The 25,575-nt window shown below is 70.7% G+C and carries 23 protein-coding genes and 1 other RNA gene; 13 read left to right on the plus strand and 11 right to left on the minus strand.

The features are described 5' to 3' along the window. Positions 1–48: 48 nt before the first annotated feature. Positions 49–468, minus strand: a complete 420-nt coding sequence (locus tag Sru01_RS06665) for an ATP-binding protein (RefSeq protein WP_203982983.1) — start codon at positions 466–468, stop codon at positions 49–51. 312 nt (positions 469–780) lie between these two features. Between Sru01_RS06665 and Sru01_RS06670 the strand changes: the two genes are divergently transcribed. Genes Sru01_RS06670 through Sru01_RS36440 form a run of 3 tightly spaced genes read left to right on the plus strand, consistent with a single transcriptional unit; the run spans position 781 to position 2,305 of the window. After that, complete coding sequence (locus Sru01_RS06670) at positions 781–1,644, plus strand: helix-turn-helix domain-containing protein (protein WP_203982984.1); 864 nt, start codon at positions 781–783, stop codon at positions 1,642–1,644. A 23-nt stretch (positions 1,645–1,667) separates the two neighbouring features. Then, the gene (locus tag Sru01_RS06675; RefSeq protein ID WP_203982985.1) at positions 1,668–1,871 is read left to right on the plus strand and encodes a DUF397 domain-containing protein; all 204 of its coding nucleotides are present in this window, start codon (positions 1,668–1,670) and stop codon (positions 1,869–1,871) included. Positions 1,872–1,894: 23 nt separating this feature from the next. Beyond that, entirely contained in the window at positions 1,895–2,305 is a 411-nt protein-coding gene (locus tag Sru01_RS36440) for a DUF397 domain-containing protein (RefSeq protein ID WP_307811968.1), read from the plus strand. 70 nt (positions 2,306–2,375) lie between these two features. Here the strand turns inward: Sru01_RS36440 and Sru01_RS06690 are convergent, their stop codons facing one another. The 3 genes from Sru01_RS06690 to Sru01_RS06700 form a co-directional block, all read right to left on the minus strand. After that, positions 2,376–3,275 (minus strand): hypothetical protein, encoded by a 900-nt coding sequence (locus Sru01_RS06690; RefSeq protein ID WP_239137027.1) that lies wholly within the window; start codon positions 3,273–3,275, stop codon positions 2,376–2,378. 546 nt (positions 3,276–3,821) lie between these two features. Then, positions 3,822–4,160, minus strand: a complete 339-nt coding sequence (locus Sru01_RS06695; protein ID WP_203982986.1) for a hypothetical protein — start codon at positions 4,158–4,160, stop codon at positions 3,822–3,824. 8 nt (positions 4,161–4,168) lie between these two features. Then, positions 4,169–4,612 (minus strand): VOC family protein, encoded by a 444-nt coding sequence (locus tag Sru01_RS06700; RefSeq protein ID WP_203982987.1) that lies wholly within the window; start codon positions 4,610–4,612, stop codon positions 4,169–4,171. 88 nt (positions 4,613–4,700) lie between these two features. On the opposite strand from Sru01_RS06700, the gene Sru01_RS06705 reads away from it, so the two are divergent. Next, positions 4,701–5,150, plus strand: coding sequence for a winged helix-turn-helix transcriptional regulator (locus Sru01_RS06705; RefSeq protein WP_203982988.1), 450 nt, complete (start codon positions 4,701–4,703; stop codon positions 5,148–5,150). Positions 5,151–5,267: 117 nt separating this feature from the next. Here the strand turns inward: Sru01_RS06705 and Sru01_RS06710 are convergent, their stop codons facing one another. Continuing rightward, positions 5,268–7,049, minus strand: coding sequence for a glycosyl hydrolase (locus Sru01_RS06710; RefSeq protein ID WP_203982989.1), 1,782 nt, complete (start codon positions 7,047–7,049; stop codon positions 5,268–5,270). 385 nt (positions 7,050–7,434) lie between these two features. Next, the gene (locus tag Sru01_RS06715; protein WP_239137029.1) at positions 7,435–8,823 is read right to left on the minus strand and encodes a HAMP domain-containing sensor histidine kinase; all 1,389 of its coding nucleotides are present in this window, start codon (positions 8,821–8,823) and stop codon (positions 7,435–7,437) included. Positions 8,824–9,052: 229 nt separating this feature from the next. On the opposite strand from Sru01_RS06715, the gene Sru01_RS06720 reads away from it, so the two are divergent. Further along, entirely contained in the window at positions 9,053–10,609 is a 1,557-nt protein-coding gene (locus Sru01_RS06720; protein WP_203982990.1) for an AMP-binding protein, read from the plus strand. Positions 10,610–10,844: 235 nt separating this feature from the next. Here Sru01_RS06720 and menC read toward each other — a convergent pair whose 3' ends face one another. From menC to Sru01_RS06735, 3 genes are all read right to left on the minus strand, one after another. Beyond that, positions 10,845–11,951 carry an o-succinylbenzoate synthase gene (gene menC, locus Sru01_RS06725; RefSeq protein ID WP_203982991.1) on the minus strand — a complete coding sequence of 369 codons (1,107 nt, stop codon included), beginning with the start codon at positions 11,949–11,951 and terminating at the stop codon, positions 10,845–10,847. A gap of 40 nt (positions 11,952–11,991) precedes the next feature. After that, positions 11,992–13,041 (minus strand): dipeptidase, encoded by a 1,050-nt coding sequence (locus Sru01_RS06730; protein WP_203982992.1) that lies wholly within the window; start codon positions 13,039–13,041, stop codon positions 11,992–11,994. A 381-nt stretch (positions 13,042–13,422) separates the two neighbouring features. After that, positions 13,423–14,865, minus strand: a complete 1,443-nt coding sequence (locus tag Sru01_RS06735; protein WP_203982993.1) for a flavin-containing monooxygenase — start codon at positions 14,863–14,865, stop codon at positions 13,423–13,425. 60 nt (positions 14,866–14,925) lie between these two features. On the opposite strand from Sru01_RS06735, the gene Sru01_RS06740 reads away from it, so the two are divergent. From Sru01_RS06740 to rnpB, 4 genes are all read left to right on the plus strand, one after another. After that, complete coding sequence (locus tag Sru01_RS06740; protein ID WP_203982994.1) at positions 14,926–15,774, plus strand: Nif3-like dinuclear metal center hexameric protein; 849 nt, start codon at positions 14,926–14,928, stop codon at positions 15,772–15,774. Further along, positions 15,771–16,511, plus strand: a complete 741-nt coding sequence (locus Sru01_RS06745) for a zinc ribbon domain-containing protein (RefSeq protein WP_203982995.1) — start codon at positions 15,771–15,773, stop codon at positions 16,509–16,511. The genes Sru01_RS06740 and Sru01_RS06745 overlap by 4 nt, the downstream gene beginning before the upstream one ends. Positions 16,512–16,519: 8 nt before the next feature. Next, a complete protein-coding gene (locus Sru01_RS06750; RefSeq protein WP_203983038.1) occupies positions 16,520–17,674 on the plus strand; it encodes a bifunctional RNase H/acid phosphatase in 1,155 nt (384 codons plus the stop codon). Positions 17,675–17,748: 74 nt separating this feature from the next. Beyond that, an RNA gene (rnpB, locus tag Sru01_RS06755) (RNase P RNA component class A) lies at positions 17,749–18,144 on the plus strand. Positions 18,145–18,392: 248 nt separating this feature from the next. On the opposite strand, the gene Sru01_RS06760 is transcribed toward rnpB, so the two are convergent. Further along, positions 18,393–19,028 (minus strand): TetR/AcrR family transcriptional regulator, encoded by a 636-nt coding sequence (locus tag Sru01_RS06760; protein WP_203982996.1) that lies wholly within the window; start codon positions 19,026–19,028, stop codon positions 18,393–18,395. A 293-nt stretch (positions 19,029–19,321) separates the two neighbouring features. Here Sru01_RS06760 and Sru01_RS06765 point away from each other — a divergent pair, with 293 nt between their 5' ends. The 4 genes from Sru01_RS06765 to Sru01_RS06780 all read left to right on the plus strand — a co-directional run bounded on the left by Sru01_RS06765 (position 19,322) and on the right by Sru01_RS06780 (position 23,303). Then, positions 19,322–20,146, plus strand: coding sequence for an alpha/beta hydrolase (locus tag Sru01_RS06765; RefSeq protein WP_203982997.1), 825 nt, complete (start codon positions 19,322–19,324; stop codon positions 20,144–20,146). A 9-nt stretch (positions 20,147–20,155) separates the two neighbouring features. Beyond that, the gene (locus Sru01_RS06770) at positions 20,156–21,514 is read left to right on the plus strand and encodes an ABC transporter substrate-binding protein (RefSeq protein WP_203982998.1); all 1,359 of its coding nucleotides are present in this window, start codon (positions 20,156–20,158) and stop codon (positions 21,512–21,514) included. Positions 21,515–21,588: 74 nt separating this feature from the next. Beyond that, positions 21,589–22,482 carry a carbohydrate ABC transporter permease gene (locus tag Sru01_RS06775; RefSeq protein WP_203982999.1) on the plus strand — a complete coding sequence of 298 codons (894 nt, stop codon included), beginning with the start codon at positions 21,589–21,591 and terminating at the stop codon, positions 22,480–22,482. Further along, positions 22,479–23,303, plus strand: a complete 825-nt coding sequence (locus Sru01_RS06780) for a carbohydrate ABC transporter permease (RefSeq protein WP_239137032.1) — start codon at positions 22,479–22,481, stop codon at positions 23,301–23,303. Before Sru01_RS06775 ends, Sru01_RS06780 begins: the two co-directional genes overlap by 4 nt. Before the next feature lie 495 nt (positions 23,304–23,798). Here Sru01_RS06780 and Sru01_RS06785 read toward each other — a convergent pair whose 3' ends face one another. Further along, complete coding sequence (locus Sru01_RS06785; protein ID WP_203983000.1) at positions 23,799–25,304, minus strand: alpha/beta fold hydrolase; 1,506 nt, start codon at positions 25,302–25,304, stop codon at positions 23,799–23,801. Positions 25,305–25,575: the final 271 nt, after the last annotated feature.

The raw sequence follows: 25,575 nt of genomic DNA on the forward strand, positions 1-25,575 counted from the left end.
GCGCCGCCACGACCCGCCGCCGGGCGAAGTCGGCGTCGGCGTCCGATCTCATTCGTGATCGGGGGTGAGTTCGGCCCAGGTGGTGGTCTCCCGTCGGCCGGCGGTGAACCCCCAGCAGGCCGCCACCGCGGTCACCAGTCGCAGGCCGCGGCCGCCGACGTCCAGCTCATCCAGGCTGCCGGCCGGCTCGGGTACCGCCGGCCATCCGGCCGGTCGTACCGAGGGGACGCCGTCCGCGCCGTCGTCCCGTACCTCGACGCGCACCCGGGTGCCCACGTGCAGCAGGTAGAGGGTGATCGTGCCGCCCGGCCGGCCGGAGCCGGAGTGCTCGACGCTGTTGGTGACCAGCTCGGAGACCACCAGTAGCACCGGCTCCAGCAGCGGATTCCCGTCGAGCAGCCGGCGGGCGAACGCCCTGGCCGCCCCGACCTCCTCCACCCGACCGGCGAGCGTGAGGCACCCGGCCACGGTCCACGCTTTCTCGCTTGCAGTCTCCCCGATCAGCCCGTGGACATGTGCTACCTGCCGATCAAGCACCTGCAGCACTTGTCCTCCGACTGCCAGCAACGCTGATCGCCCACCGTCAGTCCTCACAAACCCTCCCAGGCCCACTCGTTGTGGTCGCTTCTTCGACGGGACGCCCCAGTTGTGTCGTAACCAAATGATCACATTCAGTCACGGACTCAATTTGCACCTGCAGTGGGCGAATGTGCAACCGGTTCCCCGAAACTCTTCACATTGGGTAGTGTCTTGAGTGCTCAGAGGTAGGAGGAGTGGTGAATGTCTAGGTTCTCCCCGACTGTCCGTCATAGGCGTCTGCTCCAGGAACTTCGGCGTCTCCGGTCCAACGCAGAGCTCAAACAAGAGGACGTCGCTGAGCATCTCGGCTGGTCTCCTTCCAGAATGACCAAGGTCGAAGGAGGTTCGCTCCGGATCTCGGTCAGTGATGTCCGCGCCATGTTGCAGCTCTACGGGGTGGAGCAAGCGACGGAGGAACACGATGTGCTGGTGCAATTGGCCCGCCAGTCCCGGGAGAAGGGCTGGTGGCACACATACAGCGACGTCATCCCGCACTGGTTCCAGGTGTATGTCGGCTTGGAGGCCGAAGCGCTGTCGCTTCGCAATTACGAGTCGGAGCTGATACACGGCCTTTTGCAGACGGAGGACTACGCGCGGACCGTGTATCGGGCGGCGCAAGTGACCGACAGCCCTGACGAGATCGAACGCTATGTGGCGCTTCGCATGGCTCGTCAGGAGATCGTGACGAAGAACGAGGATCCTCTACGCTTCTGGACCGTTCTCAATGAGGCGGCTCTGCGCCGGCCGGTCGGTGGTGAGGATGTCATGCGAGCGCAGCTTCACCGACTTGCTGATATGGCCTCTCTCGCGAATGTGACGTTGCAGGTCCTGCCCTACTCCGCCGGTGCCCATGCCGCGATGCTGGGTCCGTTTGCGCTTCTGGCATTTAGCGATCAGGGCGGCGATGACGTGGCCTACCTGGAGCACGCGACAGGGAGCTTTTATCTAGAGAAGCCCGAAGACGTGCGGCGCTATAAGTCGATCTTTGATCATCTGAGTAGATCGGCACTCGATCCGGATGATTCGCTTGTGTTGATAAACCGCATGGTTCACGCGATCCTGTAAGCAACCTGAAGAAGGTAGGTGATATGCCCAGTACAGCACCGCTGCCGGCACGGTGGCGTAAGAGCAGCTACAGCGGAGGTAACGGTGGCAGCTGTGTCGAGGTCGCTCGACTCGGTGACGGCCGCATCGCGATACGCGACAGTAAGAACATTGGTCCGCTGTTGATCCTGAACCGGATCGATTGGTGCACCTTCCTCGATGGCCTGGGTGCCTCGGGCTCGGCGTAGCCGATCGACAGAGTTGCGCAGGGATGATCGTGGACGTTCCCGACCGTGAACTGGTCTGGCGCAAATCCACCTACAGCGGGAGCGGTGACCAATGTGTGGAAGTCGCTGTGGTGGGAGATGCCGCAGGTGCAGAGTCACCACTTTGGAGGATCATGCTATGCGACAGTAACTACCCATCAGGGTCAGCCATCGGATGTACGTCGACCCAGTGGCAAACTTTCGTTCGGGAACTCAAGCACGGCGCGGGCGGACTGACCGGTGTATGGCGCAAGAGCAGCCGGAGTGCCAACTCTGAGTGTGTCGAAGTGGCGGAGTTCGGCGGTGCGCGGGTCGCGGTGCGGGACAGCAAGACGTCCGGGCCGATGCTGGTGGTGCCGGATGCGGGCTGGCGGTCGTTCCTGGCCGGGGTGAAGGCCGGCGGGTTCGGTGGCTGACGGCCGGGCCGGACGGGGGAGCCCTTCCGCCGGGGACGGGCGGAAGGGCTCCAGTAGGGCGGCAGGGTGATCAGTCGGGCGGCTGGTTGCCGTTCTTGGCGACCGGCAGGGCCAGCTGGGCGGCGCCGGAGAGCACGGCCTGCTCGACCGGGAGACCGGCCAGCACCGGGTTGATGTGCCGCAGGGTCAGCGAGACCGAGGGCAGCACCGGGGTGGCGATGTCGTACTTCACAACGTCGATCCACCGGATGAGGTTCAGTGCCGCGGCGGGGACGGCGTCACCGGCCTTCTGCACCGGGACGCACAGCTGGCGGGGGTAGAGGATCTGCGCGCTGTGGGTGGGGATCACCGGAGTCAGCACCGGGTTGAGCTGGCGCAGGGACACCTGCAGGTTGAGCGGGTTGTTGGGGGTGATCGCGTAGCACTTGAGGTCGATGTGCCGGACCAGGGCCAGCACGTCGGCCGGCGGCACCGCGTTGTTCTTGACGACCGGTACGCACAGTTGCTGCGGGGCGGCCATGAGGATCTGCGTGCGCGGCAAGGTCTGGAACAGCGGATTGAGGTGGTTGAGGACCAGTTGGGCGTTGACCGCGATGCCGGAGATCCGGTAGCAGGACAGATCGACGTACCGGAGGAAGTCGAGCGCGGGCGATGGCGGCGCCTGGTTGTTCTTGGCGACCGGGACGCACAGCTGTTCCCGCGGGCCGAGGGTGACGGTCTCGATCGGCAGGTTGGCGAGCACCGGGTTGAGGTGCCGCACGGTGAGCGCGACGGCCGGTGGCTGGTACGGGCTGGTCCGGAAGCATTCGAGGTCGAAGAAGGCGGTCAGCCCTTTCGGGGTCGGCAGCGCGACGGCGGCGGCGGGCGGCACGCAGAAGAACGCGAAGGTGAGTACCCCGACGGTGGCCGCGGACAGCCGCCGGAAGATCGATTTTGCGGGTCCGCGAATGTCTACTGACGGTCTGCGCACAATTACCTCCGTCGGTACGGGTGGGCTGTTCACCCGAGTGTGTGCGGCCGTCACCGTGCTGGCAATATTCGGTCACCGATGTTTCCGCAACCGGTCATTAAGTCGAACGTACCGGTGAATTGCGGCATTTCCCGCGAAGGGCCGGAAATGGGCTGGCGGCCACCCGCCGGCGGATTGCTGGTCGTCCCCGACGGCCGCGCGGATCGGCGACGGTGGGGAGAACGTTCGTGCCAGGTCACCGGTGCGAACGGCGGCCGGCCGTGGACGGCCGGGGTCGCCGGCGCGGCGGCGGCCGGTGCGGCGGGGTCGTCGAGCCGAGAATTCGGGTGGCCCGGCCGGGATTTATGGTCCTGCGTGAAGGAATTTCCGGGATGCGGTCCATCGTAATACGGTCCGGAATCGTTCGCGCGTGACCGTGATACGTAATCCTGAAATATGAATGACTCTCAAATTGTGCGGGCCGAATAGCGGGTTCTCCGGGTCTCCGGCGGTGACGCGCGCCGCCGGACGTGGCGGGTGGCCGGCTCACCCGCCACCTGGAGCACCTCATCCGGGAATGGCGTCTCCGGGGAAGCCATGGCACGGGTGAACCTCGCAGCGCATCATTCCGGCTCGCACGCAGGGGTCCGCGGCCATGATCTCCGCGGCCTCTCCGGCCGGCACGGTCATGACGGCGACGCCGGCCACGGTGTCGGAGACGACCGGGCACAGGATCGCGATCACCCCGTCGGCGCGCAGCGACACCATGCGTCGCTGGTGTTCTAGTTCGATCGCGCCGGCGCCGTCCATGGTCCGCTCCGGCCCCCAGTGCAGGAGGGCCAGGCTGTAGGGCTTCGCCGTCGCGGCCAGCGCCTGAATCTGCTCGTCGGTCACGGTGGTGCTCACGATGCTCCTTACTTGTCGATGCGCTCGGCCAGCGAGACGATGATTCCTTCGGGTCCGCGGACGTAGGCCATCCGCCACATGCCTTCGTATTCACCGATGCCGCCCACCAGGCCGTAACCGCCGGCCGCGGCCTGGTCGACCGCGGCCTGCAGGTCGCGCACCTCGAAGGCGACGTTGCGCAGGCCCAGCTCGTTGGCCGGCGCGGCCGGCGAACCCGGGAGGGGGGCCGGCCGGGTGAAGCTCGATAGCTCCAGCATGGTGTCTCCGCCGGGCGCGCGCAGCATGACGATCTCGGTGCCGGCGCCGGTCATGCCGATCACCGTGTCCAGGAACTCGCCCTCGATGGCCATCTTCTGATCGGCCTCCAGACCGAGGGCGACGAAGAACGCCATCACGGCATCGAGGTCGGCGACGGTGATGCCGACGTGGTCGAAGCGCTTTATGAATGTCATCGGATCCCTTTCGGAGTTTCTTGAGGAGACCCTGAGGAGCGTAGCAAGCGGGGTTCCGTAAGGGAACCCCGCTTGCTAGATTGTCGTCATGCAGCGAACGCGGTTCGGGGAGATGGCCTGTTCCATCGCGCGCACCTTGGACGTGATCGGCGAGCCCTGGTCGCCGCTGATCCTGCGCGACGTGTGGGCCGGGGTGCGCCGCTTCGACCACATCCAGGCCGACCTGGGGATCTCCCGCAAGGTGCTCACCGAGCGGCTCAACCACCTGGTCGACCAGGGGGTGATCGAGCGGCTGCCCTACGACGCCCGCCCCCGCTACGAGTACCACCTCACCGCCAAGGGCGCCGAACTCGTCGAGATGCTCATGGTGATGGCCCGGTGGGGTGACCGCTGGCTCGCCGGCGAGGCCGGGCCGCCCGTGCTGTACCGGCACCATGCCTGCGGCCAGATCGCCCACCTCGACCTGCGCTGCGGCCACTGCGGAGAGCCGATGCACGCCGGCTCCGTCGACCTCCTCCCCGGCCCGGGTTCGGCCTGACGGCCGAGGTCGCGGCGCCGGTCGGCACCTCGTGATCTTCGACCGGGGCCCGTACACGCCGTCGTGCCGGCCGCCTGGTGGGCGACCGGCACGACGCGGGTCATGGCGCGGGCGGGGTCACCACCTGGTCATGTCGGGGAGCTGGTCGATGGAAATGGTCTTCGGATCGGCCATCGCGGTCCGCCACAGTCCGGCGACGTCCTTGCCGCTGCCGTTCCAGTCCCGGGACGCCCAGACCACGAAGTAGGGCCAGGGCGCGTCGGAGGCCGGGTTGAGCGGGGAGAACGTCTCGGCGACGCCGACCGTCCGGTTGTTCCCCACCGCCTTGGTGGTGTTGTAGTCGCTCCAGCTCTGGAAGTAGTCGGAGGTGACCAGGTCGGCGTAGGCGTCGCCCGGGTACCAGGAGCCCAGCGAGGTGCCCTGACCGCTGGCCATGCCGTTGAACACCCACAGCAGGTTGTGCGCGCCGGCCAGCTGGGCCCGCTGGTAGATCAGCCGCCAGAGCTGCTTGTAGGCGTCGGCGCCCTTCTTGGTCCACCACATGTAGTTGTTGTTCGCCTCGTGCAGCGGCCGGAACAGCACCGGAATGCCGGCGTCGCCCATCTTCTTCAGCTCGCGGACCACCAGGTCGATGTCCTGGTACAGCTTGGACGAGGGGTTGGACAGATCGGGCACGAAGTCGCAGGGCGCCGAGTAGTTCCCGCCGCGCGGGCAGTACCAGTGCCACTGGAAGGCGACGATGCCGTGGTGGGAGTTGTACCAGTCGATGACCTGCTGGGTGCCGATGGCGCCCCGGGTGTACTCCATGAAATCGAAGGCGACGATGGCGGGGTAGCGCCCGGTCAGTGACTTCACCCGGTCGGCGTCCGGCAGGTCGGTCTGGCCGCTGACGTAGCTGTGCGTCTTGAGGTAGCACAGCAGGTTGCGGGCCTTGGAGTTCGCGCCCGGGTCGGCCGATGTCTGCCCGCAGGCCGGACCGGTCGGCGTGGGGGAGGGGCTGGGCGCGATGCCGTACACCTCGAACTCGTACAGCGAGTACCCCCAGCTCGTGCCGCGGGCGGTGGCCGACACCCGGACGTAGCGCCCGCGGCCGGAGACGGCCAGCTCGTCGGTGCCGCCGTCGCCGGCGCCGGTACTGTACACCTGCGTCCAGGTGGCGGCGTCGTCGGAGACCTGGACCTGGTACCCCTTGCCGAAGGCCGCCTCCCAGCGCAGGGTCACCTGGCTGATCGGCCGGCTCACCCCGAGGTCCACCTGGATCCACTGCGGGTCGCTGTACACGCTGCTCCAACGGGTGGCGAGGTCGCCGTCCACCGCCAGGGCCGGCTCCAGCCCAATGCCCTCGGTGGAGGAGGCGGTGACCGGGCGGCGCAGCGCGAGGTTGCCGGGCGGCACCGTGTCGGTCGGGGTGACGGTCGGCGTCGGGGTCGGCGTGCCCGGGTCGCCGGTGGGCGTGGGCGAGGGCGTGCCCGCTGGATCGCCGCAGGGGGTGCCGTTCAGGGTGAACGACGCGGGGACGGCCGCCGGGGCGGCGGAATTCACGTTGAAGCCGAACGCGGTGGATCCACCCGCCGGGATGCCGGCGTTGTAGGAGACGTTGGTCGCCGTGACGGCGGCGCCGGACTGGGTGTAGGCGCCGCTCCACATGTCGGCGATCTTCTGGTCGCCGGGGAAGGTCCAGGCCAGCGTCCAGCCGTTGACGGGGGCGGTCCCGTTGTTGCCGATGGTCACGTTGACGGTGGCACCGCCGGCCCACTGGCTGGTGATCTGGTAGCCGACCCGGCAGGGCGCGGCGGCGGCGCCGGCGCCGGGCAGCGAGATGAGGGTGGCCGACAGCACGGCCACGGCCGCCGCCAGGGCGGCCAGGCCCGCCCGGACGGTTCTTCCACGGTGTCGCATAGATCGCTCCTGAAGCGTCGGGGGGTCACTTCGGTGCTCCCGCGGGACGTGCGTCCCTCGCGAACGGGAGCCCGCGGCCGCGGCGATGCCGCGCCGGGCCGCATGAGGTGCCGGCGACCGGGACGGCGCGCCTGGGATGTGCCGCCCCGGCCGGATCGGTCCGGCTCATTGGATCATTGGAGAAGAAGCATGGGCCCGATGGTGGAACTGAATCGGTTCACTTGTCAATGGTCGATCGGTGGAGGCGAGGTCGGTCGATGAATGCTTTCATGAAACGCTGTTCTACCTTATGAAACAGCGGGCGCCCACGTCTACGATCACGTCCAGCGGAGATCGGGGGTTGCGGTATCCGGCGGGATGAGGTCTTATCGCTTTACCGGTTCGGTTAGTCGGACGGTGGAACGGTGGCCGGGCCGCCGGCGGGCCGCTGCGGGAGGAGTATCGGCATGCGCAGCACGAAACGGGCGCCGCCCGGGGAGTCCTCGATCGTCAGGGTGCCGCCGTGCTGCTCGGCGATGTCCCGGGCGATGGCCAGCCCCAGGCCGGTACCGAGCTTGTCGCGCTCGCGGCCGGCGGCCAGCCGGGTGAAGCGCTGGAACACCACCTCGCGCTGCTCCGGCGCGATGCCCGCGCCGTCGTCGACCACCTCCAGACGTGCCAGGTCGTCCTGGCGGCACACCAGCACGGTGACCGTCGACAGTGCGTGCCGCTCGGCGTTGTCCAGCAGGTTGGTCAGCAATCGGACCAGCTGCAACCGGTCGCCGCTGACCACCACGCCCGGCTGCAGGTCGAGCGCCACCCGTTTGCCGCGGAACCGCCGGCCGACCTCGGTGCGCACCAGCTCGGCCAGGTTGATGTAGTCGCGGGACACCTTCTCGCCCGACTCCAGCCGGGTGAGCACCAGCAGATCGGTCACGATGGCCTGCAACCGGTCCAGGCTCAGCACCAGCGCCTCGGCCGTCATGGGCCAGTCGGTGTCCGCCGGATGCAGCAGCGCGTCCTCCAGCTGGGCCCGCATCGCGGTGATCGGGCTGCGCAGGTCGTGCGAGGCGTCGGAGGCGAACCGGCCCTGCCGCTGCACCGCCTCCTGCACCCGGTCCAGCATCTGGTTCATGCTTTCGGCCAGGTCGCGCAGCTCGTCGCGGTGCGGGGACAGCGGCACCCGCAGGCTCGGATCGGACGCGGTGATCTCGGCGAGCCTGCGGCACAGGTCGCGCACCGGGGCGAGGGTCCAGCGCACGATGCCGTACGCGCCGAGCGCGGTCGCGCCGACGAGTATCAGCGAGCCACCGCCCAGCAGCGCGGCCATGCCCGGGCTGACGTACCAGGGCACCGCCCGGTCGGCGCCGTAGATGAGCCAATTCCCGCCAGGCCGGTAGAAACGCATCGCGACCAGCAGCAGGCAGGAATCGGGAAAGGCCGGCAGCCGGCAGACGGTGCGCTCGGCGGTGCCCGCATCGTCCGGCGGCACCAGGTCGCCGACCGGGGGCCGGCCGGCCAGCCGCGGTGACGCGGAGACCACCCGCCGCCGCTCGTCCAGCACCTGCAGGAGCGGCGGCTCGGGGGTGGCGAGCACCGCGGGCAGCCGGTCCCGGGCGATCAGCCGGGCCAGCCGGAGCTCGGCCGCGGTGACGCGCTCGCGGACCGCGACGGTGGCGAGTTCGCGTTCGTGCACCAGGATGAGCGCGCTCACGCCCGCGCACGCCAGGGCCGTCATGGTGCCGATGACCCATGCCAGCCGGGCCCGCGCGGACCAGTCGCGCCAGAGCCTCACCGCGCCCCCCACTCCATTTCCCGATCACCCTAGATCCGCGTCGTCCCTGGTCAGCCTGGGAGAGCGGCAAGGTGGGGGAAACTATCGGCCAAGGACAGGGCGGCCACCGGGCATGGAGATCAGCGACCTGTACAAGCCGTGGATCACTGGTTAGCGTGAGTTGGCCGCCAGGTGGCACGGTGGGCCGGTGCGGACTTCATGTAATGGTTCAGGCGATCAAGGAGAGCGCATGGACATCAGCGGGCTGACCGGTTTCTACCAGATCGCCGCTGCCGACCCCGGCCGCCGGGCGCTGGTGGACACCGACGGCTCGGTCACCACCTACGGGGAGCTGCTGGCCCGGGTGAACCAGGTCTCGCACGGCCTGCGCGCCCGCGGCCTGTCTCGCGGCGACGTGGTCGCCGGCGTGCTGCCCAACGGTATCGACGCGGTGATCATGCTGCTGGCCACCGGGCAGATCGGCCTGTATCACGTGCCGGTCAACTGGCATCTGACCGCCGCGGAGATCGCCTACATCCTCGGCGACTGCGATGCGCGCGTGGTCGTGCACCGCGAGCCCGGCGGCGCCCCGGCCGCGACCGTCCGCGAGGCGTGCGAGGCGGCCGGGATCGGGCCGGAAGCTCTGTACGACGGGTACGCCGGCCTGGCCGCCGGTCAGCCCGCCACCGCCCCGCCGGACCGCTCGGCCGGCGCGGTCATGTGGTACACCTCCGGCACCACCGGATTCCCCAAGGGCGTGCAGCGGCGGCTCGGCGACGCCCCGCCCGAGCAGGTCGCCGCGATGGGCGTCCGGTTCGCCGCCGCGGTCTGCGACCTGCGGTCCGGGGACGACGTCCACCTGGTCACCTCGCCGATCTACCACTCGGCGCCCTGCGCGCACGTCCAGCTCGCGCTCAACCTCGGGCACACCCTGGTCATCGCGCCACGGTTCGACCCGGAGGTCATCCTGGACCTGGTGGCCCGGCACCAGGTGACCAACGCGCTGATGGTGCCCACGATGTTCCACCGGATGCTCCGCCTTCCCGAGAGCGTCCGGCGGCGGTACGACGTGTCCTCGCTGCGGCAGGTCGTGCACACCGGCGCCGCCTGCCCGGTGGCGGTGAAGCAGGCGATCATGGACTGGTGGGGGCCGGTGCTGTACGAGTACTACGGGTCCACCGAGGCGACCATCGCCTTCGCCGCCAAGCCGCTGGAGTGGCTCGCCCGGCCGGGCACGGTCGGCCGCCCGGCGCCCACCTTCGAGGTTCGCATTCTCGACGATGACGGCGCCGAGCTGCCGCCCGGCGAGCCCGGCCTGGTGTACGTCCGGTCGCCGCTCACCGCGTTCGAGTACCGCAAGGACCCGGCCAGGACGGCGGCCGGCATGCGCGGCGACTGGTACGCGCCCGGCGACATCGGCTACCTGGACGCCGAGGGTTACCTGTTCCTGTGCGACCGGCGGACCGACCTGATCGTCTCCGGCGGGGTGAACATCTACCCGGCGGAGGTCGAGGCGGCGCTGCTGGAGCACCCGGCGGTGGCCGACGTCGCGGTGATCGGCGAGCCGGACGAGGAGTGGGGGCACCGGGTGGTCGCCCTGGTGCAGCCCGCCGCCGGCCTGACCGGCGGCCCGGCGCTGACCACCGAGCTGCTGGCGCACTGCGCGCCGCGTATCGCCCGGTTCAAGCACCCCAGGGTCATCGTCTACCGGGACGAGCTGCCCCGCACCCCGACCGGCAAGCTCTCCCGGCGCACCGTCCGCGAGGACTACCTCCGCGACCGCACCGGCCTCCCCGGCCCAACCTGACGCACCGCGTCCCGGCCCGGCCTGGCGCCCTGCCGCTCGGCCCGGCCTGGCGCACAGCCTCCCCGACCTCGCCTGACGCGCCGGCGACCACCCGCGGCCCCGGCCGTTCGGGTGCGCCGGGGGCCTCGCGACTTCCGCCGGGTGAAGATCCTGCCCGCTGGGCCTTCCCGCCGGGCAGGCGGGCGGATCGGTCGCGCGGCGATCGCAGCCCGACCAACGGCAGGCCTGCCCGCGGTCAGCTGGGGAGCCATTCGGTGGCCGTGGTGACCTCGCGCAGCACCTCGGGCAGCGGGGTGACGCCGAGACCTGGACCGGTGGGCACGGTGAGGTGGCCGTCGCGGAGCACGAACGGCTCGGTGATGTCGGTGGCGTAGTAGCGGCCGGACGCCGACAGGTCGCCGGGCAGCGTGAAGCCGGGCAGCGCGGCCAGCGCCAGGTTGCCCGCCCGGCCCAGGCCGGTCTCCAGCATGCCGCCGCACCAGACGGCCACGCCGTGCGCCGCGCACAGGTCGTGGATGCGCCGCGCCTCCAGGTAGCCGCCGACCCGCCCCGGCTTGACGTTGATCACCGAGCAGGCGCCGAGCGTGATGGCCGCGGCGGCGTGCCGGGCCGACTCGATCGACTCGTCCAGGCACACCGGGGTGCGCAGCCGCCTGGCCAGCGCGGCGTGCTGCACCAGGTCGTCCTCGGCCAGCGGCTGCTCGATCAGCAGCAGCCCGAAGTCATCCAGCCGGGCCAGGTGCGCGGCGTCGGCGAGGGTGTAGGCGGCGTTGGCGTCCACCTGGAGCAGCAACTCGTCGCCGAACCGCTCGCGCACCGCGCGCACCGGCGCCACGTCCCAGCCGGGCTCGATCTTCAGCTTGACCCGGGCGTACCCCTGGTCCAGGTGACCCGCCACCGCGTCCAGCAGCTCGGGCACCGACCGCATGATGCCGAGCGCGACCCCGGCGGGCACCCGGTCGCGGCTCGCGCCGAGGAACGCCGCCAGCGACCGCCCGGCGGCGCGAAGCTCGGCGTCCAGCAGCGCGGTCTCCAGCGCCGCCTTGGCCATCCGGTGGCCGCGCACCGGCGCCATCGCCCGGCCGGCCGACTGCGCGTCGACGCCGGGCCGGGCGGCCAGCGCCGGCAGCAGGAAGCGCCGGATCACATCCGCCGCGCCGTCCACGTACTCGGCGGTGTAATGCGGATCGGCCATCGCGACGCACTCGGCGAACCCCTCGCCCTCCGGCGTGACCACCCGCACCAGCAGCACGTCCCGCCGGGTCTGGACGCCCGTCGAGGTGCGGAACGGGCTGACCAGCGGCAGCGCCAGCCGGCGCAGCTCCACCCCGGTGATCTTCACCGCGCGTCTCCGGCCCGGCCCGGCGGGGTGCGGTGGCGGCTCATGGCGCCACCGGGGCGGGGCGGCCGAGCTCGTCGCGGAACAGGCGCAGCATGTTCCCGCCGAGGATCTGGTGGATCTGCTTGTCGTCCAGCCCGCGGCGCACCAGCTCTTCGGTGACCAGCGGCAGGCCGCGCGGCCCGTCCAGGCCGGGCACGGTGGCCAGCACGTCGATGCCGCTGAGGCCGCTCGGCTCGCAGCACGGCGGGGTGAGATCCAGGAAGACCTCCCGGATGAAGTCCGGACCGAGGCCGACGTGCTCCGTGCCGGCCACCTCCGCCACGTGCACGATGTGATCGGCCAGCCGCGCCACGGTCTGGTCCGCCGGATCCTCGGCCAGGAACCCGGCCAGGAAGTTCACGCAGATCACCCCGCCACCGGCGGCCACCGCGCGCAGCTGGTCGTCGGTGAGGTTGCGGTGATGGTCGCGCAGCGCGCGGGCCGAGGAGTGCGTGGCGATGACCGGCCGGGTGGCGATCTCCAGCACGTGCGCCACCCCGGTGGCGCCGAGATGGGAGATGTCGAAGAGCATGCCGAGGCGCTCCATCTCCCGCAGCACCTCGACCCCGTGGCTGGTCAGCCGGCTGCCGGTGGCGTCCTGCCCGCTGCCGTCGGCCAGCGGCGTGCGGCCCCAGTGGGCGATCGAGCCGACCCGCACCCCCAGCCGGAACAGGGTGGGCAGCAGCTCGACGCTGGCGTCCAGCCCCGGCATGCTCTCCAGCGCCAGCACCAGCGCGATGCGCCCCTCGGCGAGCGCCGCGTCGATCTGCCGCCCGTCAAGGCACAGCCGCACCTCGTCGGCGTTGCCCTCGGCCAGCACGTGCGCGCACTCGATCATGCGCAGCGTCTGGCGCAGCGCGCCCTCCGGGCGGAACTCGTCGTCGATGAACACCGGCAGCACCTGCAGGTCGACGCCGCCCTCGCGCAGCTGGGGCAGCCATCGCTCGCGGAAGAACGACGCCCACGCCGCCGGTGGCCGGGCCGCGACGGCCATCAGCAGGTCGTTGTGCGCGTCGGCGACGACCGCCTCCCGGTGCAGGTCAGTGAACACGTGCGCTCCTCTCGCCCGCGCCCCGCCCCCGGGACGCCCGATCGACTTCGACCGTACAAGGCGGCCGGGCGGCCCGCGCCACCCCGGTCCGGACTGTGGAAAACCTGTCCGCCCGCGGCCACGCCGATCGTGGAGACACCGCGCCGCACGCCGCCGCACCTCGAGCACCGCACCGCGGCCTCCACCGCGAGCCCCGCCACCGCAGCCGACCGTGGAAAGCGCCGCACCGGAAGCCCGGCATCGCGAGCACCGCACCGCAGGCCCCGCGCCGGACGCACCGACCGGACGGGGCCGGGACGGAACACCCATCCCGGGAGGCGTCGCCCCGGAAGGCACGACACACCCGGGCAGGGCGACGCGAACCAGGTGCCGGTGGCCAGGTCAGCCGTAGGTGTACGCCTCCGGGCGCGGCCGCCGGGTGATCCGCCGGTAGGTCGCCACCGGCCCCGGCCAGTTGTTGGTCACCCGCCCTGAGGCGTTCTTGTACCAGCTCCGGCAGCCCGCCTCCCACACCGTGCGCGCCATCGCCCGGTCCAGCGCGGCCCGCCAGGCGTCCAGCGACTCCGGTCGCACCTCCATCGGGCCGCGGGCCGACAGCAGCGGCAGGCAGCCCATGATGTACCGCACCTGGGACTCGATCATCAGGACGATCGAGCTGTGGCCGAGATTGGTGTTCGGGCCGTACAGCATGAACAGGTTCGGGAAGTTCGGCACCGCCATGCCGAGATAGGCCTCTGCGCCGTCCTTCCAGACCTCGGCCAGCGGCCGGCCGCCGCGCCCGGTGACCTCCACCGGCGCCAGGAACTCGGTGGTGCGGAACCCGGTTGCGTAGACGATGGTGTCCGCCGCCCGCACCGTGCCGTCCGCCGTCTCGATGCCCTCGGGCACCACCCGGGCGATCGGCGTGGTGACCAGGTCGACGTTCGGCCTGGTCAGCGCGGGATAGAAGTCGCTGTCGATGACGATCCGCTTGCAGCCGATCGGGTAGCCGGGGGTGAGCCTGGCCCGCAGCGCCGGGTCGGGCACCTGGCGGCGCAGGTGCTCGCGGGCCCGCCTGGTGACCAGCGGCCGGCTCCACCCGTCGACGATCACCGGATAGATCAGGCCTTCCATGAACCGGAAGATCCGCTGCCGGTCGGCCGCGAGCAGGCCGGGCAGCCACCGGAAGGCCGGCCGCAGCACCGGGCCGTACGGCCCGTCCGGTTTGGGGATCACCCAGCTCGGCGTGCGCTGGTAGACGTCCAGGTGCCCGGCGGCGGCGGCCACCCGGGGGATGAGCTGCGCGGCCGAGGAACCGTTGCCGATCACCGCGACCCGGCGGCCCGCCAGGTCGTGCCCGTGGTCCCAGCGCGCCGAGTGGAACGCGGTGCCCGCGAAGTCCGGCATGCCGGGGATCTCCGGCAGGTGCGGCCGGTTCAACTGGCCGACACCGGTCACCACCACGTCGAAGGACTCCTGCTGCCCGCCGGCCGTGGTGACCCGCCAGCAGCCGCGCTCCTCGTCGAACGCGGCCGCGGTGACCTCGGTGTTCAGCCGCAGATGCCGGCGCAGGCGGTACTTGTCGGCGCAGTGCTCCAGGTAGGCGAGGATCTCCGGCTGGCGCGGGAAGCGCCGCGTCCAGCCGCGCGCCTGCTCGAAGGAGTAGGAGTACAGGTGCGACGGCACGTCGCACGCCGCGCCGGGATAGGTGTTGTCCCGCCAGGTGCCGCCGACGCCGCCGGCCTTCTCGAAGATGGTGAACGAGGTGATCCCGGCCGCGCGCAGCCGGATGCCCATGCACAGGCCGCCGAAGCCCGCACCGATGATCGCGACCGATGGCGCCATACCCCAGCCCTCCGGGTGTCAGGACCTACTTACCCTAGATCGTGGCGATAGTCTGCGCACGTGTCCCCACCACCGTTGTCCGCGATCATCGCGGAACTTGAATCGATGTATGACCCGGCTTGGGCCGAGCCGTGGGACGCGGTCGGTCTGACCTGCGGTGATCCCCGGCAGCCGGTCCGCCGGATCCTCTTCGCGGTCGACCCGGTGACGGCGGTGGCCGGCGAGGCGGTGGCCTGGGGCGCCGACCTGCTGGTCACCCACCATCCTCTCTACCTGAAGGGCACCACCTCGGTCGCCGCCGACACCGCCAAAGGCGCCCTGGTACACCAGCTGATCAAGCACGACGTCGGGCTCTACACCGCGCACACCAACGCCGACGTGGCCGACCCCGGCGTCTCCGACGCGCTGGCCCGCGCCGTGGGGCTGGCCGGGCCGCTCCGCCCGCTGCGACCCGCCGCCGACGCACCCGGCCGCGGCCTCGGCCGGCTGGGCGAGCTGGCCGAGCCGATGCCGCTGGCCGACTTCGCCGCCCAGGCCGTCCGCGGCCTGCCGCGCACCGCGTGGGGCCTGCGGGTCGCCGGTGACGCCGACCGCCTGGTGCGCACCGTGGCGGTCAGCGGCGGCGCCGGCGACTCGCTGCTCGGCACCGCCGCCGCGGCCGGCGCCGACGTGTTCCTCACCGCCGACCTGCGCCACCACCCCGCGGGCGAGTTCCTGGAGTCCGGCGCGTTCGCCGGCGGTCCGGCGCTGATCGACGCGGCGCACTGGGCCACCGAATGGCCGTGGCTGGCCCCGGCCGCCGCGCTGCTCACGTCCCGGCTGGCCGCGCGGGGGATTAATGTTGAGACGCGTGTCTCGGAGACGGTCACGGACGCCTGGACGACAACAGCACAGTGCGAGGAAAAGTGAAAGCTGCCCCGGAAGCCCAGAAGCGCCTTCTCGAGCTCGCCGAGATCGACGCCGTTCTCGACCGGCTGGCGCACCGCCGCCGCACGCTGCCCGAGCTGGCGGAGATCGAGGAGGGCTCGGCCAGGCTCGCCCGCGTCTCCACCGAGCTGATCTCCGCGCAGACCGAGGCCGGTGACCTGGCCCGTGACCAGGCCAAGGCCGAGTCCGACGTCGACGCGGTGCGCACGCGCGCCGAGCGCGACCAGAAGCGGCTGGACTCCGGCCAGGTGTCCTCGCCCAAGGATCTGGCCAACCTCCAGTCCGAGATCGTGTCGCTGCACCGCCGCCAGGGTGACCTGGAGGACGTGGTGCTGGAGATCATGGAGCGCCGCGAGGCGGCGGACGCCGAGGTGAGCCGGCTGGCCGGCGAGCGCGCCGAGCTCGGCTCGGCCCTGGCCACCCTGGAGGAGAAGCGGGACGCCGCGTTCGGCACCATCGACGCCGAGGCGGCCGACGTCAAGGGGCGCCGCGGCGGGGTCGCCGGTGACATCCCGCCCGACCTGCTCGCCCTGTACGAGAAGCTGCGCGCCCAGCAGGGGGTCGGCGCCGCCATGCTGCAGGGCGGCCGGTGCCAGGGCTGTAAGGTCTCGCTGTCCATCGCCGACTTGAACGCCATCCGGGCCGCCGCCCCCGACGAGGTGGTGCGCTGCGAGGAGTGCCGCCGCATCCTGGTGCGCACCCCCGAGTCCGGTCTGTGAGCCTTCCGATGAGCCTGGTGGTCGAGGCCGACGGCGGGTCCCGGGGCAACCCCGGGCCCGCCGGGTACGGCGCCGTGGTCAAGGACGCCGACGGCCAGGTGCTGGCCGAGGCGGCCGACGCGCTCGGCGTGACGACCAACAACGTGGCCGAGTACCAGGGGCTCATCGCCGGGCTGCGGTCGGCGCTCGCCATCGGCGGCGACGGCGCCACCGTCGAGGTGCGGATGGACTCCAAGCTGGTCATCGAACAGATGGCCGGCCGCTGGAAGATCAAGAACGAGGGCCTGCGGCCGCTGGCCCGCCAGGCCGACGAGTTGGCCCGCCGGCTGCGGGTGCGCTGGACGTGGGTGCCGCGCGAGCGCAACCGCGACGCCGACCGGCTGGCGAACGCGGCGATGGACGCCGCCGCCCGCGGCGAGAAGTGGCAGCCCGCCGGCCTGCCCGAGCCCTCGCCGCCGCCGGCCGCCGCCGCGCCCGAGCCCGCGCTCGCCCGCGAGCCGTCGGCTTCGCCGCAGGACCGGTCCGGCGGCTGGATGGGCCCGGCCACCACGGCCACCACCCTGCTGCTGCTCCGGCACGGCGAGACCCCGCTGTCGGTGGAGCGCCGGTTCTCCGGCACCGGCGACCCGGAGCTGACGCCCAAGGGCGTCGCGCAGGCCGAGGCCGCCGCCGCCCGGCTGGCCCGCCCGCCGTACCGGATCGACGTGATCGTCAGCTCGCCGCTGCGCCGCGCGCTGGCCACCGCCGAGGCGGTCGCCGGCCGCGCCGGGCTGAAGGTCGCGGTGGACGAGGATCTGCGCGAGGTGGCGTTCGGCGAGTGGGAGGGGCACACCTTCACCGAGATCCAGCGCCGCTGGCCCGGCGAGCTGGCCGCCTGGCTGGCCGACCCCTCGGTGGCCCCGCCGGGCGGTGAGAGCTTCGAGCAGGCCGCGTCGCGGATCGAGCAGGCACGGGAGCGCCTGCTGCTCGACCACCGCGGCAAGACGGTGCTGGCCGTCTCGCACGTCACCCCGATCAAGCTGTTCCTGCGCTTCGCGCTGCTCGCCCCGGCCGCGTCGCTGTACCGGATGCACCTGGACATCGGGTCGCTGTGCGCGATCGACTACTTCCCGGACGGCCCGGAGCTGGTCCGGGCGTTCAACGACACCGCCCACCTCCGCTGAGGACTCCAGGTCGTCCTGGCTGACGGGGCGGCCGGACGGCGGCCGGTGATCGGCTAAACTGGCAGCTGAGCGGACGAGTCGGCCGGGCGACCGCGTCGGGGTTCTTCGTGAGCCTCGCCGAGGAAGGTCCGGGCTCCACAGGGCAGGGTGGTCGGTAACACCGACCCGGGGTGACCCGCGGGACAGTGCCACAGAGAACAGACCGCCATCCCGTAAGGGGTGGTAAGGGTGAAACGGTGGTGTAAGAGACCACCAGCGCCCACGGTGACGTGGGCGGCTCGGTAAACCCCACCCGGAGCAAGGTCAAGAAGGATCCCTCCCCGGAGGGGTCCGCGCGCGGCGTTCGAGGGCGGCCCGCCCGAGTCGCGCGGGTAGACCGCTGGAGACCGCCGGCAACGGCGGCCGTAGATGGATGGTCGCCCCTTCACGCCAGTGAAGGACAGAACCCGGCCTACAGGCCGACTCGTCCGCCTTTCCCGCGCCTGACCTGCTGCGGAACCCTTATTCAGGAAGATCGAATCCTTAAGGGGGGGCATCGGGGGCACATTACGCGGACCCGAGGGCCGAGCAGTCGTGATCATCCGTGGTTGGGGCTGGTGACACGTTCATCAGTGGCACCCGCGCTGACCGCAGACCGGGAACAGAGAGGGGCCTCGCTCGTCGGCAGCGCGGCCCCGTGAACAATTCGATGATTGTCGGATTCCCCGGCGGCGTGTCGTCAGGACGTCGCCGGCCCGGTCGCTAACTGCCTGGTCTGCTGTGCGGCCCATTGGGCGGCTGCCGCGGCGACCGGGATATTCGGGTCCACCAGCCACGCGGCCTCGATGCCGTAGCAGAAAGCGATGATCTCCATTGCTTTGAGCTGCGGGTCGATGTCCTCCCGCATCTCGCCGCGCTCCTGTGCGGACCGCAGGGTTGCCGTCACGCGGTCGATCGTTGTTCGATAGCCATCGACCAGCCGTTGGTGGAGTTCGGTGTCGGGGCTGACGTTTTCGCCGAGGACGACGGTGTTCATGCCGAGCAGACTGGCCACTTTGCTGTCGTGCTGGTTGGGCCAGCTGGCCATGTGCTTGGCGATGATGTCGACGATCTTGATGCCGGGGTCGGGCCCCTCGCCCCACAGCCACTGCTCGGAGAAGGCCAGGTGCCGATCCATGACGGCGTTGAGCAGCGCCTCCTTGCTGTTGAAGTGATAGAGCAGCCCGGTCTGTGACACGCCGGCCTCGGCCGCGATGTCGGCGAGGCTCGTGCCGCGCGCTCCGTTGCGTGCGATGAATCGTACGGCGACGTCGACGATGCGATCCCGTGTCTCGAGGCCCTTCGCTGAGGTTTTGGGCTTCTGGGCAGGGGACACGGTTGATCTCCTCACGATGGTCGGGGTGGGTCATAGGCAAGCATAGACAAACCGACTGAGCACTCGGTAACCTCTGCGAAACCGACTGAGTACTCAGTCTTAACTTTGACGAGAGGCGCGATCGAATGACTGCATCTTCCCGGCGGGGAATCCCGGCCGTCCGCGGGGGAGACGCTCCGCCGCGGCCGCACAAGCAGGTTCAGGCATTCCTGGACAACTCCGGATCATCGCCCGACCCGTGGGTCGCCGACATCGCGGCCGTGCGGGCGGACGCACGTGCGAAGGTGCTGGCCGTGACCGGTGAGACTGCGCAGGTTGCCTCCGTCGAGCCGGTCGACGCGGACGGCGTACCGGCCCGGCTCTACCGGCCCAAGGGCCGGGAACAGGAGGTGCTGGTCTGGGCACACGGTGGCGGCTGGATTCACGGAGACCTCGACACCGCCGAGGGCGTCGCAAAGGAACTCGCGAACCGGGCCGGGTGCGGGGTGCTGTCCATCGACTATCGGCTCGCGCCCGAGCATCCGTTTCCAGCCGGCCTTGACGACACCTGGACAGCCGTCGCATGGGCACGCCGCAACTTCGGCAGCGTGGCTGTCGGTGGTGACAGTTCGGGCGGCAACCTCGCCGCGGCTGTCGCGCTCAAAGCACGTGACGAAGGTGTTCGACTGGCCGCCCAGCTCCTCGTCTATCCGGTACTCGACAGCTTCGAGAACACCGACTACAAGGTCGCATTCCGGCGGCGGTACGAGACCTTCGCGGGCCAGCCGGGTTTTGGCCCCAATACCTACCGTCGGCTCCAGCACATCTGGGCGACGTACGTTCCCGACCCGGCACACCGCACGGCGTCGTATGCATCCCCCCTGCACGCTGAATCCGTGCGCGGTGTCGCGCCCGCGACGATCATCACGGCCGAGCACGACTTCCTCCGTGGCGAGGCCGAGGACTATGCCCGGCGTCTGCGGGCGGCCGGCGTGCCGGTCGAGCTGATCGAGTACGCGGGGCAGATCCATGGCTTCTTCGAGATGTTCGCCGTGATGACCGACGCGCACCACGCCGCCGGCAAGGCAGGCGATGCGGTACGCCGCGCATTCCAGTCAACCCGCACCATTGAGCCCTAAGGACTTCCCGTGCGATCGCTGATCCATTACCGCCGGAACCTCCGGGCGACCGGGGTCGCCGCGGTGGCTGCCCTGCTGCTGGCCGCCTGCGCACCCGGCGGCACCTCCGAAGCCGGCCCGGTACCGTCCAAGCCGGCCTCCACCAGTATCGGAAGCGAACCGGTCCCCCTGAAGCTGCTCGTCACCAGCGGCGTCGACGTCCCCTTCTACACCGCACTCGGCAAGCTGTTCCACGCCAAGCACGGCAACGTGACCGTCAAGGTCGAGAACCAGGACTACGCCACCTTGACCACGACCATCGCGCGCACTCTCGCCGGGGACAACGTGCCCGACCTCGTCCGCGTGCCGCAGCTCGGCAACCTGACCAAGGACCACCTGCTGCTCAGCCTCGACCCGTATGTGGAGGCCTATGGGTGGAACGCGTGGCCGCAGTCGCAGTTCGCCTCCACCCGTGTCGGCCCGGACGGCACACAGCGGGGGACCGGCTCGTTGTACGCCGCGGGTGCCGGGTTCGGCCTGACCGGGGTGTACTACAACAAGGCGCTCGCGCAGCGGATCGGGATGACGCGGCCACCGGCGACCGTCGCCGAGTTCGAGCAGCTGCTCGCCAAGGCGAAGGACGCCGGACTCCAGCCGATCATGACCAACGGCAAGGACGGCGGCAGCGTCTATCCGCTGCAGAATCTGATGATCTCCTACGCCGGTGACGCGCAAGCCGTCCAGGACTGGAACTACACCAAGCCCGGCGCGAGCATTGACAACGCGGCGACAGTCAAGGGCGCCACGACATTGCAACGTTGGGGACGGGCGGGATACCTGCCGGCCGACGCGAACGACATCGACCAGACCCGGGCGCCGGCCGAGTTCATCAAGGGCAACGGCGTGTTCTTCCCGAGCGGCAACTGGCAGGCCCCGAACCTCGACAAGACCGCACCCGGTCAGTTCGGCTTCTTCCTGTTCCCGCCCGACGTCGCCGGTGGGCCGTCGTACGCGATGACCGCCGCCGCCAACCTGGGGATTCCAGCGAAGTCACAGAACGCGGACGTGGCGGCGGCGTTCCTGGACTTCGTGCAGACGGACCAGCAGGCGCGGCAGGAGACGGTCACCCTTGGCGGGCTGGTACCGGCGGGACCGACCGACGCGCCGGCTCCGACCACGCCCGAGGGGTCGGCGGTCGCCGCCACCGTCAACGCGTTCCAGAAGTTGCTGAAGAGCAACGGGCTGGTCGGCTTCATGGCTGATGCGACGGCTTCGATCCACGTCAACAGCCTCGTCCCGCAAACGCAGCTGCTGCTGGCCGGCAAGACGACGCCCGAGGCGTTCGCGGCCAAGGTGCAGTCCGACTACGAACGCGATCTAGGGCGATGATCGCGGCGAGCCGACCCAGGGGTGAGGCGGCGCCGTCCGTCCCCGCCCTGGAGGCGATGCGGCAGGCTGCGACTGTGACCGACTCGTCGAGCGTTCCTGCGGCACGCCGGCGGCGGAGTTGGAGCGCGCTGCTCTGGGTTGTGCCGGCGTTCGGCATGTACGGCGTTTTCGTGCTGTTCCCGATGCTCCAGTCCGTGCAGTACTCGTTCTACGACTGGGACGGCATCGGCCCGGCGACGCCTGCCGGACTGGACAACTGGAAAGCGATCTTCACCCAGCCGGAGCTATTGCAAGCGGTGGTGCACGCGTTCGTCCTCGTCGTGTTCTACACGGTCCTGCCGGTCGGGCTCGGTCTGGTCGCCGCGTCGTTCATCCGCGAACTGAGGCCCGGCGCGTTCAGCACCACCGCCCGGGTCGTACTGTTCGTCCCGCAGGTGCTTCCGCTGGTCGCGGCCGGTATCGCGTGGACGTGGATGTACTCCTCGGACGGCCTGGTCAATCAGGTCCTGCGCGCGGTCGGCCTCGATCAGTACACGCGGGCCTGGCTCGGCGACCTCGCTTTCGCCCTGCCCGCGGTCGGTGTGATCGGGGTCTGGGTCATGCTCGGCTTCTGCACGGTGCTGCTGCTCGCGGGCATCGGCAAGATCGACCCGGCGCTGTACGAGGCGGCCCGGCTCGAGGGGGCCGGGCGGGTCGGCGAGTTCTTCGCCGTGACGCTGCCCGGGTTGCGGCGCGAACTCGTCGTGTGCACGACGTTCACGATCATCGCCGCGCTGGCGAGCTTCGACGTGGTCCAGGTCGCGACGCAAGGCGGTCCCGGCTACCAGACGATGGTGCCCGGCGTGCAGATCTACCGGTTGACGTTCCTGCAGCAGCACGTCGGCCAGGCCTCGGCGCTCGCGGTGTTCCTGGCCGTCGTCGTGCTGGTGGTCATCTGGCCGATCCAGCGTCTCGGGAGGGAGAAATGACCACATCGGGCCTCGCCCATCGAGTAACGCGCACCTGGATCCTTCTCGCGCTGATGCTGTTCGCCGTGGTACCGCTGCTGAGCATGTTCACCACGGCACTGGCACCGCCGGGCAGCACGCCGCAAGGCCTCAGTTGGCCCAGCGACCCGCACTGGCACAACTTCGTCGATGCGTGGAGCGCGGCGAACTTCGTCGCGCTGTTCCGCTCTAGCACCCTCATCGTGCTCGGCGTCGTACCGGCCACGGTCGCGATGGCCACCGCCGCGGGCTACGCCCTCGCCCAGCTGAACGTGCCCTTCGGTAAGGCTATCTACGGTCTTCTCCTCGTCGGACTCACCCTGCCGTTCGAGGCGCTGATCACACCGTTGTACTACGACCTGCGCAGCATGGGATTGCTCGGGACGCGTCTGGCGATCATCCTGCCGCTCATCGGACTGCTCACGCCATTCGGCGTCTTCTGGATGCGCGCACACTTCCTCGGCACCGAGCCCGCGCTCGCCGAAGCCGCGAAAGTCGACGGCGCCAACACCTGGCAGACGTTCCGCCGCATCCACCTGCCGCTGGCCACCCCGGCGTGGTCCGCACTATCCGTGCTCTTCTTCCTCTCCAGCTGGAACCAGTATCTGCTGCCCCTCGTCCTTGTCGACGACCCGACGAAGCGCACCGTGGCCGGCGGGCTGGGCGCCTTCCAGGGGCAGTACGGCACCGACATCGTGCTGCTCTGCGCCGGATCCCTGCTGATCATCCTGCCTTCGCTGGTGATCTTCTTGATCTTCCAGCGCAACTTCGTCAAGGCGCTGATGCAAGGAGCCGTCAAGTGACCACCCGAGGCTCGCACCTGGAGGTTCCATCGCATCTGGTCGACTGACTGCTTCAACGACCCGAGGCCAAGCCGCCGCGGCCTTCGACGAGTTCGGGCCGCTGGGCATCCTCCGCGTCCGGACAGGGCCTCGGCGAGGCGGTGGGAGTCGCCGCTGGTCCCCACCCTGGGCGTGGTCGACCGGTCGACCTTCTCCTCGATCTTCGCCAGGAACGCGTCGATCACCTTGAGACGCGGCGCGCTCGCGTGCGGGTTGCTACTCGCCGCGCGGATCGCGACATACCGCTGCACCGTCTTGGGGTCGCACCCAGCCAACTGCGCCGCCGACCAGGCGCACCCGGGCAAGTCGTAAGCCTCGTAAATCTTTATGAGCTCCACGCCAGACTTCGTCTCTCACGGTGACCCACTTGGCGAGGTCAAGCGGTCGGAGGTCACGGTGGGGGCACATCGCGGCCGCCGTGGGCCGCATGAGCGGTGGGCCGGGTGGGCGGCGGGGTCAGCAGGCGGTGTCGGTGGCCGGTAGCTCGCCGGTGGTGAGGTAGCGGGTGACCGTGGCGTTGAGGCAGGCGTTCCCGTAGTGGGGGAACGGGGCGTGGGTGTGGGCGTCGATCGTGACCAGGCGTGACCCGGGGATGCGCGCGGCCACCGCCCTGCTCACCGACGGTGGCACCGCCACGTCCCGCAGCGCCGCGACGACCAGCGCGGCCGGCGCGCGATAGCCGGTGAGCCGTACCGGTTCGTCCTTGGCCGGCGGCCAGAACGCGCAGGGGTTGATGTTGGCGTTGCCCGGGCCGAACAGCGGGTGGTGGTCCCGCTCGGTGGCGATGTCGCGCAGGTAGACCCGCGGGTCGCGCGGCCAGGGGGCGTCGGCGCAGCGGTAGGCGGTGTTGGTGGCCGTGTAGTGGCCGGCGGGTACGCCGGGCACGCCCTCGGGCCGCTGCGGGCGGATGGGGAACGGCAGGGACGGCTCGCGTCCGGCCGCGACGGCGGCGAAGGCCGCGGCGACGACGCCGAAGGCACGCTCGTCGTAGATCCCGGCCACCAGCAGGGCGCCCAGCTCGCCGCCGGTCCAGGCGTGATCGCCGATGACGACGGGCGCCCGGGTGGCCCGGTCGAGGATGCCGGTGAGCGTGGCGCGCACCTGTGCGGTGGTCTCTCCCAGACCGTATTCGGAGTGCCGCCCGGCGGCCCAGGCGGCGAGGGCTGTCGTCCCCTCCTCGAACGCGGGGGTGCGGCCCATCTCGTAGGGCCGCCAGATCGTGTTGGCGTTCACCGGGCTGTCCAGGACGAACCGGTCCACGCGGTGCGGGAACAGCTTGCCGTAGACGGTGCCGAGCAGTCCCGCGTACGAGCCGCCCAGGTAGGAGATCTTCTCCTCGCCGAGGGCCGCGCGGATGAGGTCCATGTCGCGGGCGGCGTTCGCGGTGGTGGCGTGCGGCAGCGCCCAGCCGGCGGCCCGCACGCAGTCGTCGGCGTATCGCCGGGCCTCGGCGGCTTCGGCGGTGAAGCGTCCGGGGGTCGCGGGGCGTACCCAGAACCCGCCGGGCTCCTCCTCGGGCTGCCCGCAGCCGATGGGCGTGCTGCGCTCGACGAATCTCATGTCGAATCCGACCAGGTCATACCGGGCGCGCACCTCGGCGGCCAGCGCCGGGGCGAGGCTCACGGGCAGCGGGACGCCCGGCCCGCCGGGGCCGCCGCCGGTGGTGAGCAGAACGCCCCGGCGCCGCGCCGGGTCGGTGGCGGGCAGCCGGGAGATGACGACGGAGATGGTGCGTCCGCGCGGGCGGCGGTGGTCGAGGGGGACGGTGACCCGTGCGCATCGCAGCTCCGGCGTGCTCACCCCGGCGCACGCCTCCCACCGCAGTCCTTTGCCCCCGGTGGGGGTGCCCGGTGCTGCGGCCGCGGGGGCGGCCAGGGTTGCGGCGGCGCCGGTCCCCCCGGACGGCGTCACGGCGAGGGCGAGTGCCGCCGACAGGGCGAGGAGGGCTTTCCGTACGGACATGGGTCTCCCTGCCGTGAAGGGGGGGCGCGAGCGGCCGGGTGGCGGCCGGGCCCCGACGATCACCTGGCGCGCGGATCGTGTCAAGTCCGGAGCGCCGATCCGATCATGCCGGCCTGGTCAGCCGGATGGCTGTCCATGATCGTTTGCATGGTGTTTCATGGTGCCCCGGTGCGCGGGGCACGTCCAGCGAAGCGCCGGATGAGCCGCCCTTCACGCGATCCTGTTTCTGCGGTGGCCCGTTCAGGAAGACCCGCACCCGCGGGTGGTCGTG

Source organism: Sphaerisporangium rufum (assembly GCF_016863395.1).
In the GTDB taxonomy this organism is placed as follows: domain Bacteria; phylum Actinomycetota; class Actinomycetes; order Streptosporangiales; family Streptosporangiaceae; genus Sphaerisporangium; species Sphaerisporangium rufum.

Coding starts and splice junctions, on each gene's coding strand:
- Sru01_RS06670 (WP_203982984.1), top strand. CDS start 781: ATGTCTAGGTTCTCCCCGACTGTCCGTCATAGGCGTCTGCTCCAGGAA.
- Sru01_RS06675 (WP_203982985.1), top strand. CDS start 1,668: ATGCCCAGTACAGCACCGCTGCCGGCACGGTGGCGTAAGAGCAGCTAC.
- Sru01_RS36440 (WP_307811968.1), top strand. CDS start 1,895: ATGATCGTGGACGTTCCCGACCGTGAACTGGTCTGGCGCAAATCCACC.
- Sru01_RS06700 (WP_203982987.1), bottom strand. CDS start 4,612: ATGACATTCATAAAGCGCTTCGACCACGTCGGCATCACCGTCGCCGAC.
- Sru01_RS06705 (WP_203982988.1), top strand. CDS start 4,701: ATGCAGCGAACGCGGTTCGGGGAGATGGCCTGTTCCATCGCGCGCACC.
- Sru01_RS06710 (WP_203982989.1), bottom strand. CDS start 7,049: ATGCGACACCGTGGAAGAACCGTCCGGGCGGGCCTGGCCGCCCTGGCG.
- Sru01_RS06720 (WP_203982990.1), top strand. CDS start 9,053: ATGGACATCAGCGGGCTGACCGGTTTCTACCAGATCGCCGCTGCCGAC.
- Sru01_RS06735 (WP_203982993.1), bottom strand. CDS start 14,865: ATGGCGCCATCGGTCGCGATCATCGGTGCGGGCTTCGGCGGCCTGTGC.
- Sru01_RS06750 (WP_203983038.1), top strand. CDS start 16,520: ATGAGCCTGGTGGTCGAGGCCGACGGCGGGTCCCGGGGCAACCCCGGG.
- Sru01_RS06780 (WP_239137032.1), top strand. CDS start 22,479: ATGACCACATCGGGCCTCGCCCATCGAGTAACGCGCACCTGGATCCTT.
- Sru01_RS06785 (WP_203983000.1), bottom strand. CDS start 25,304: ATGTCCGTACGGAAAGCCCTCCTCGCCCTGTCGGCGGCACTCGCCCTC.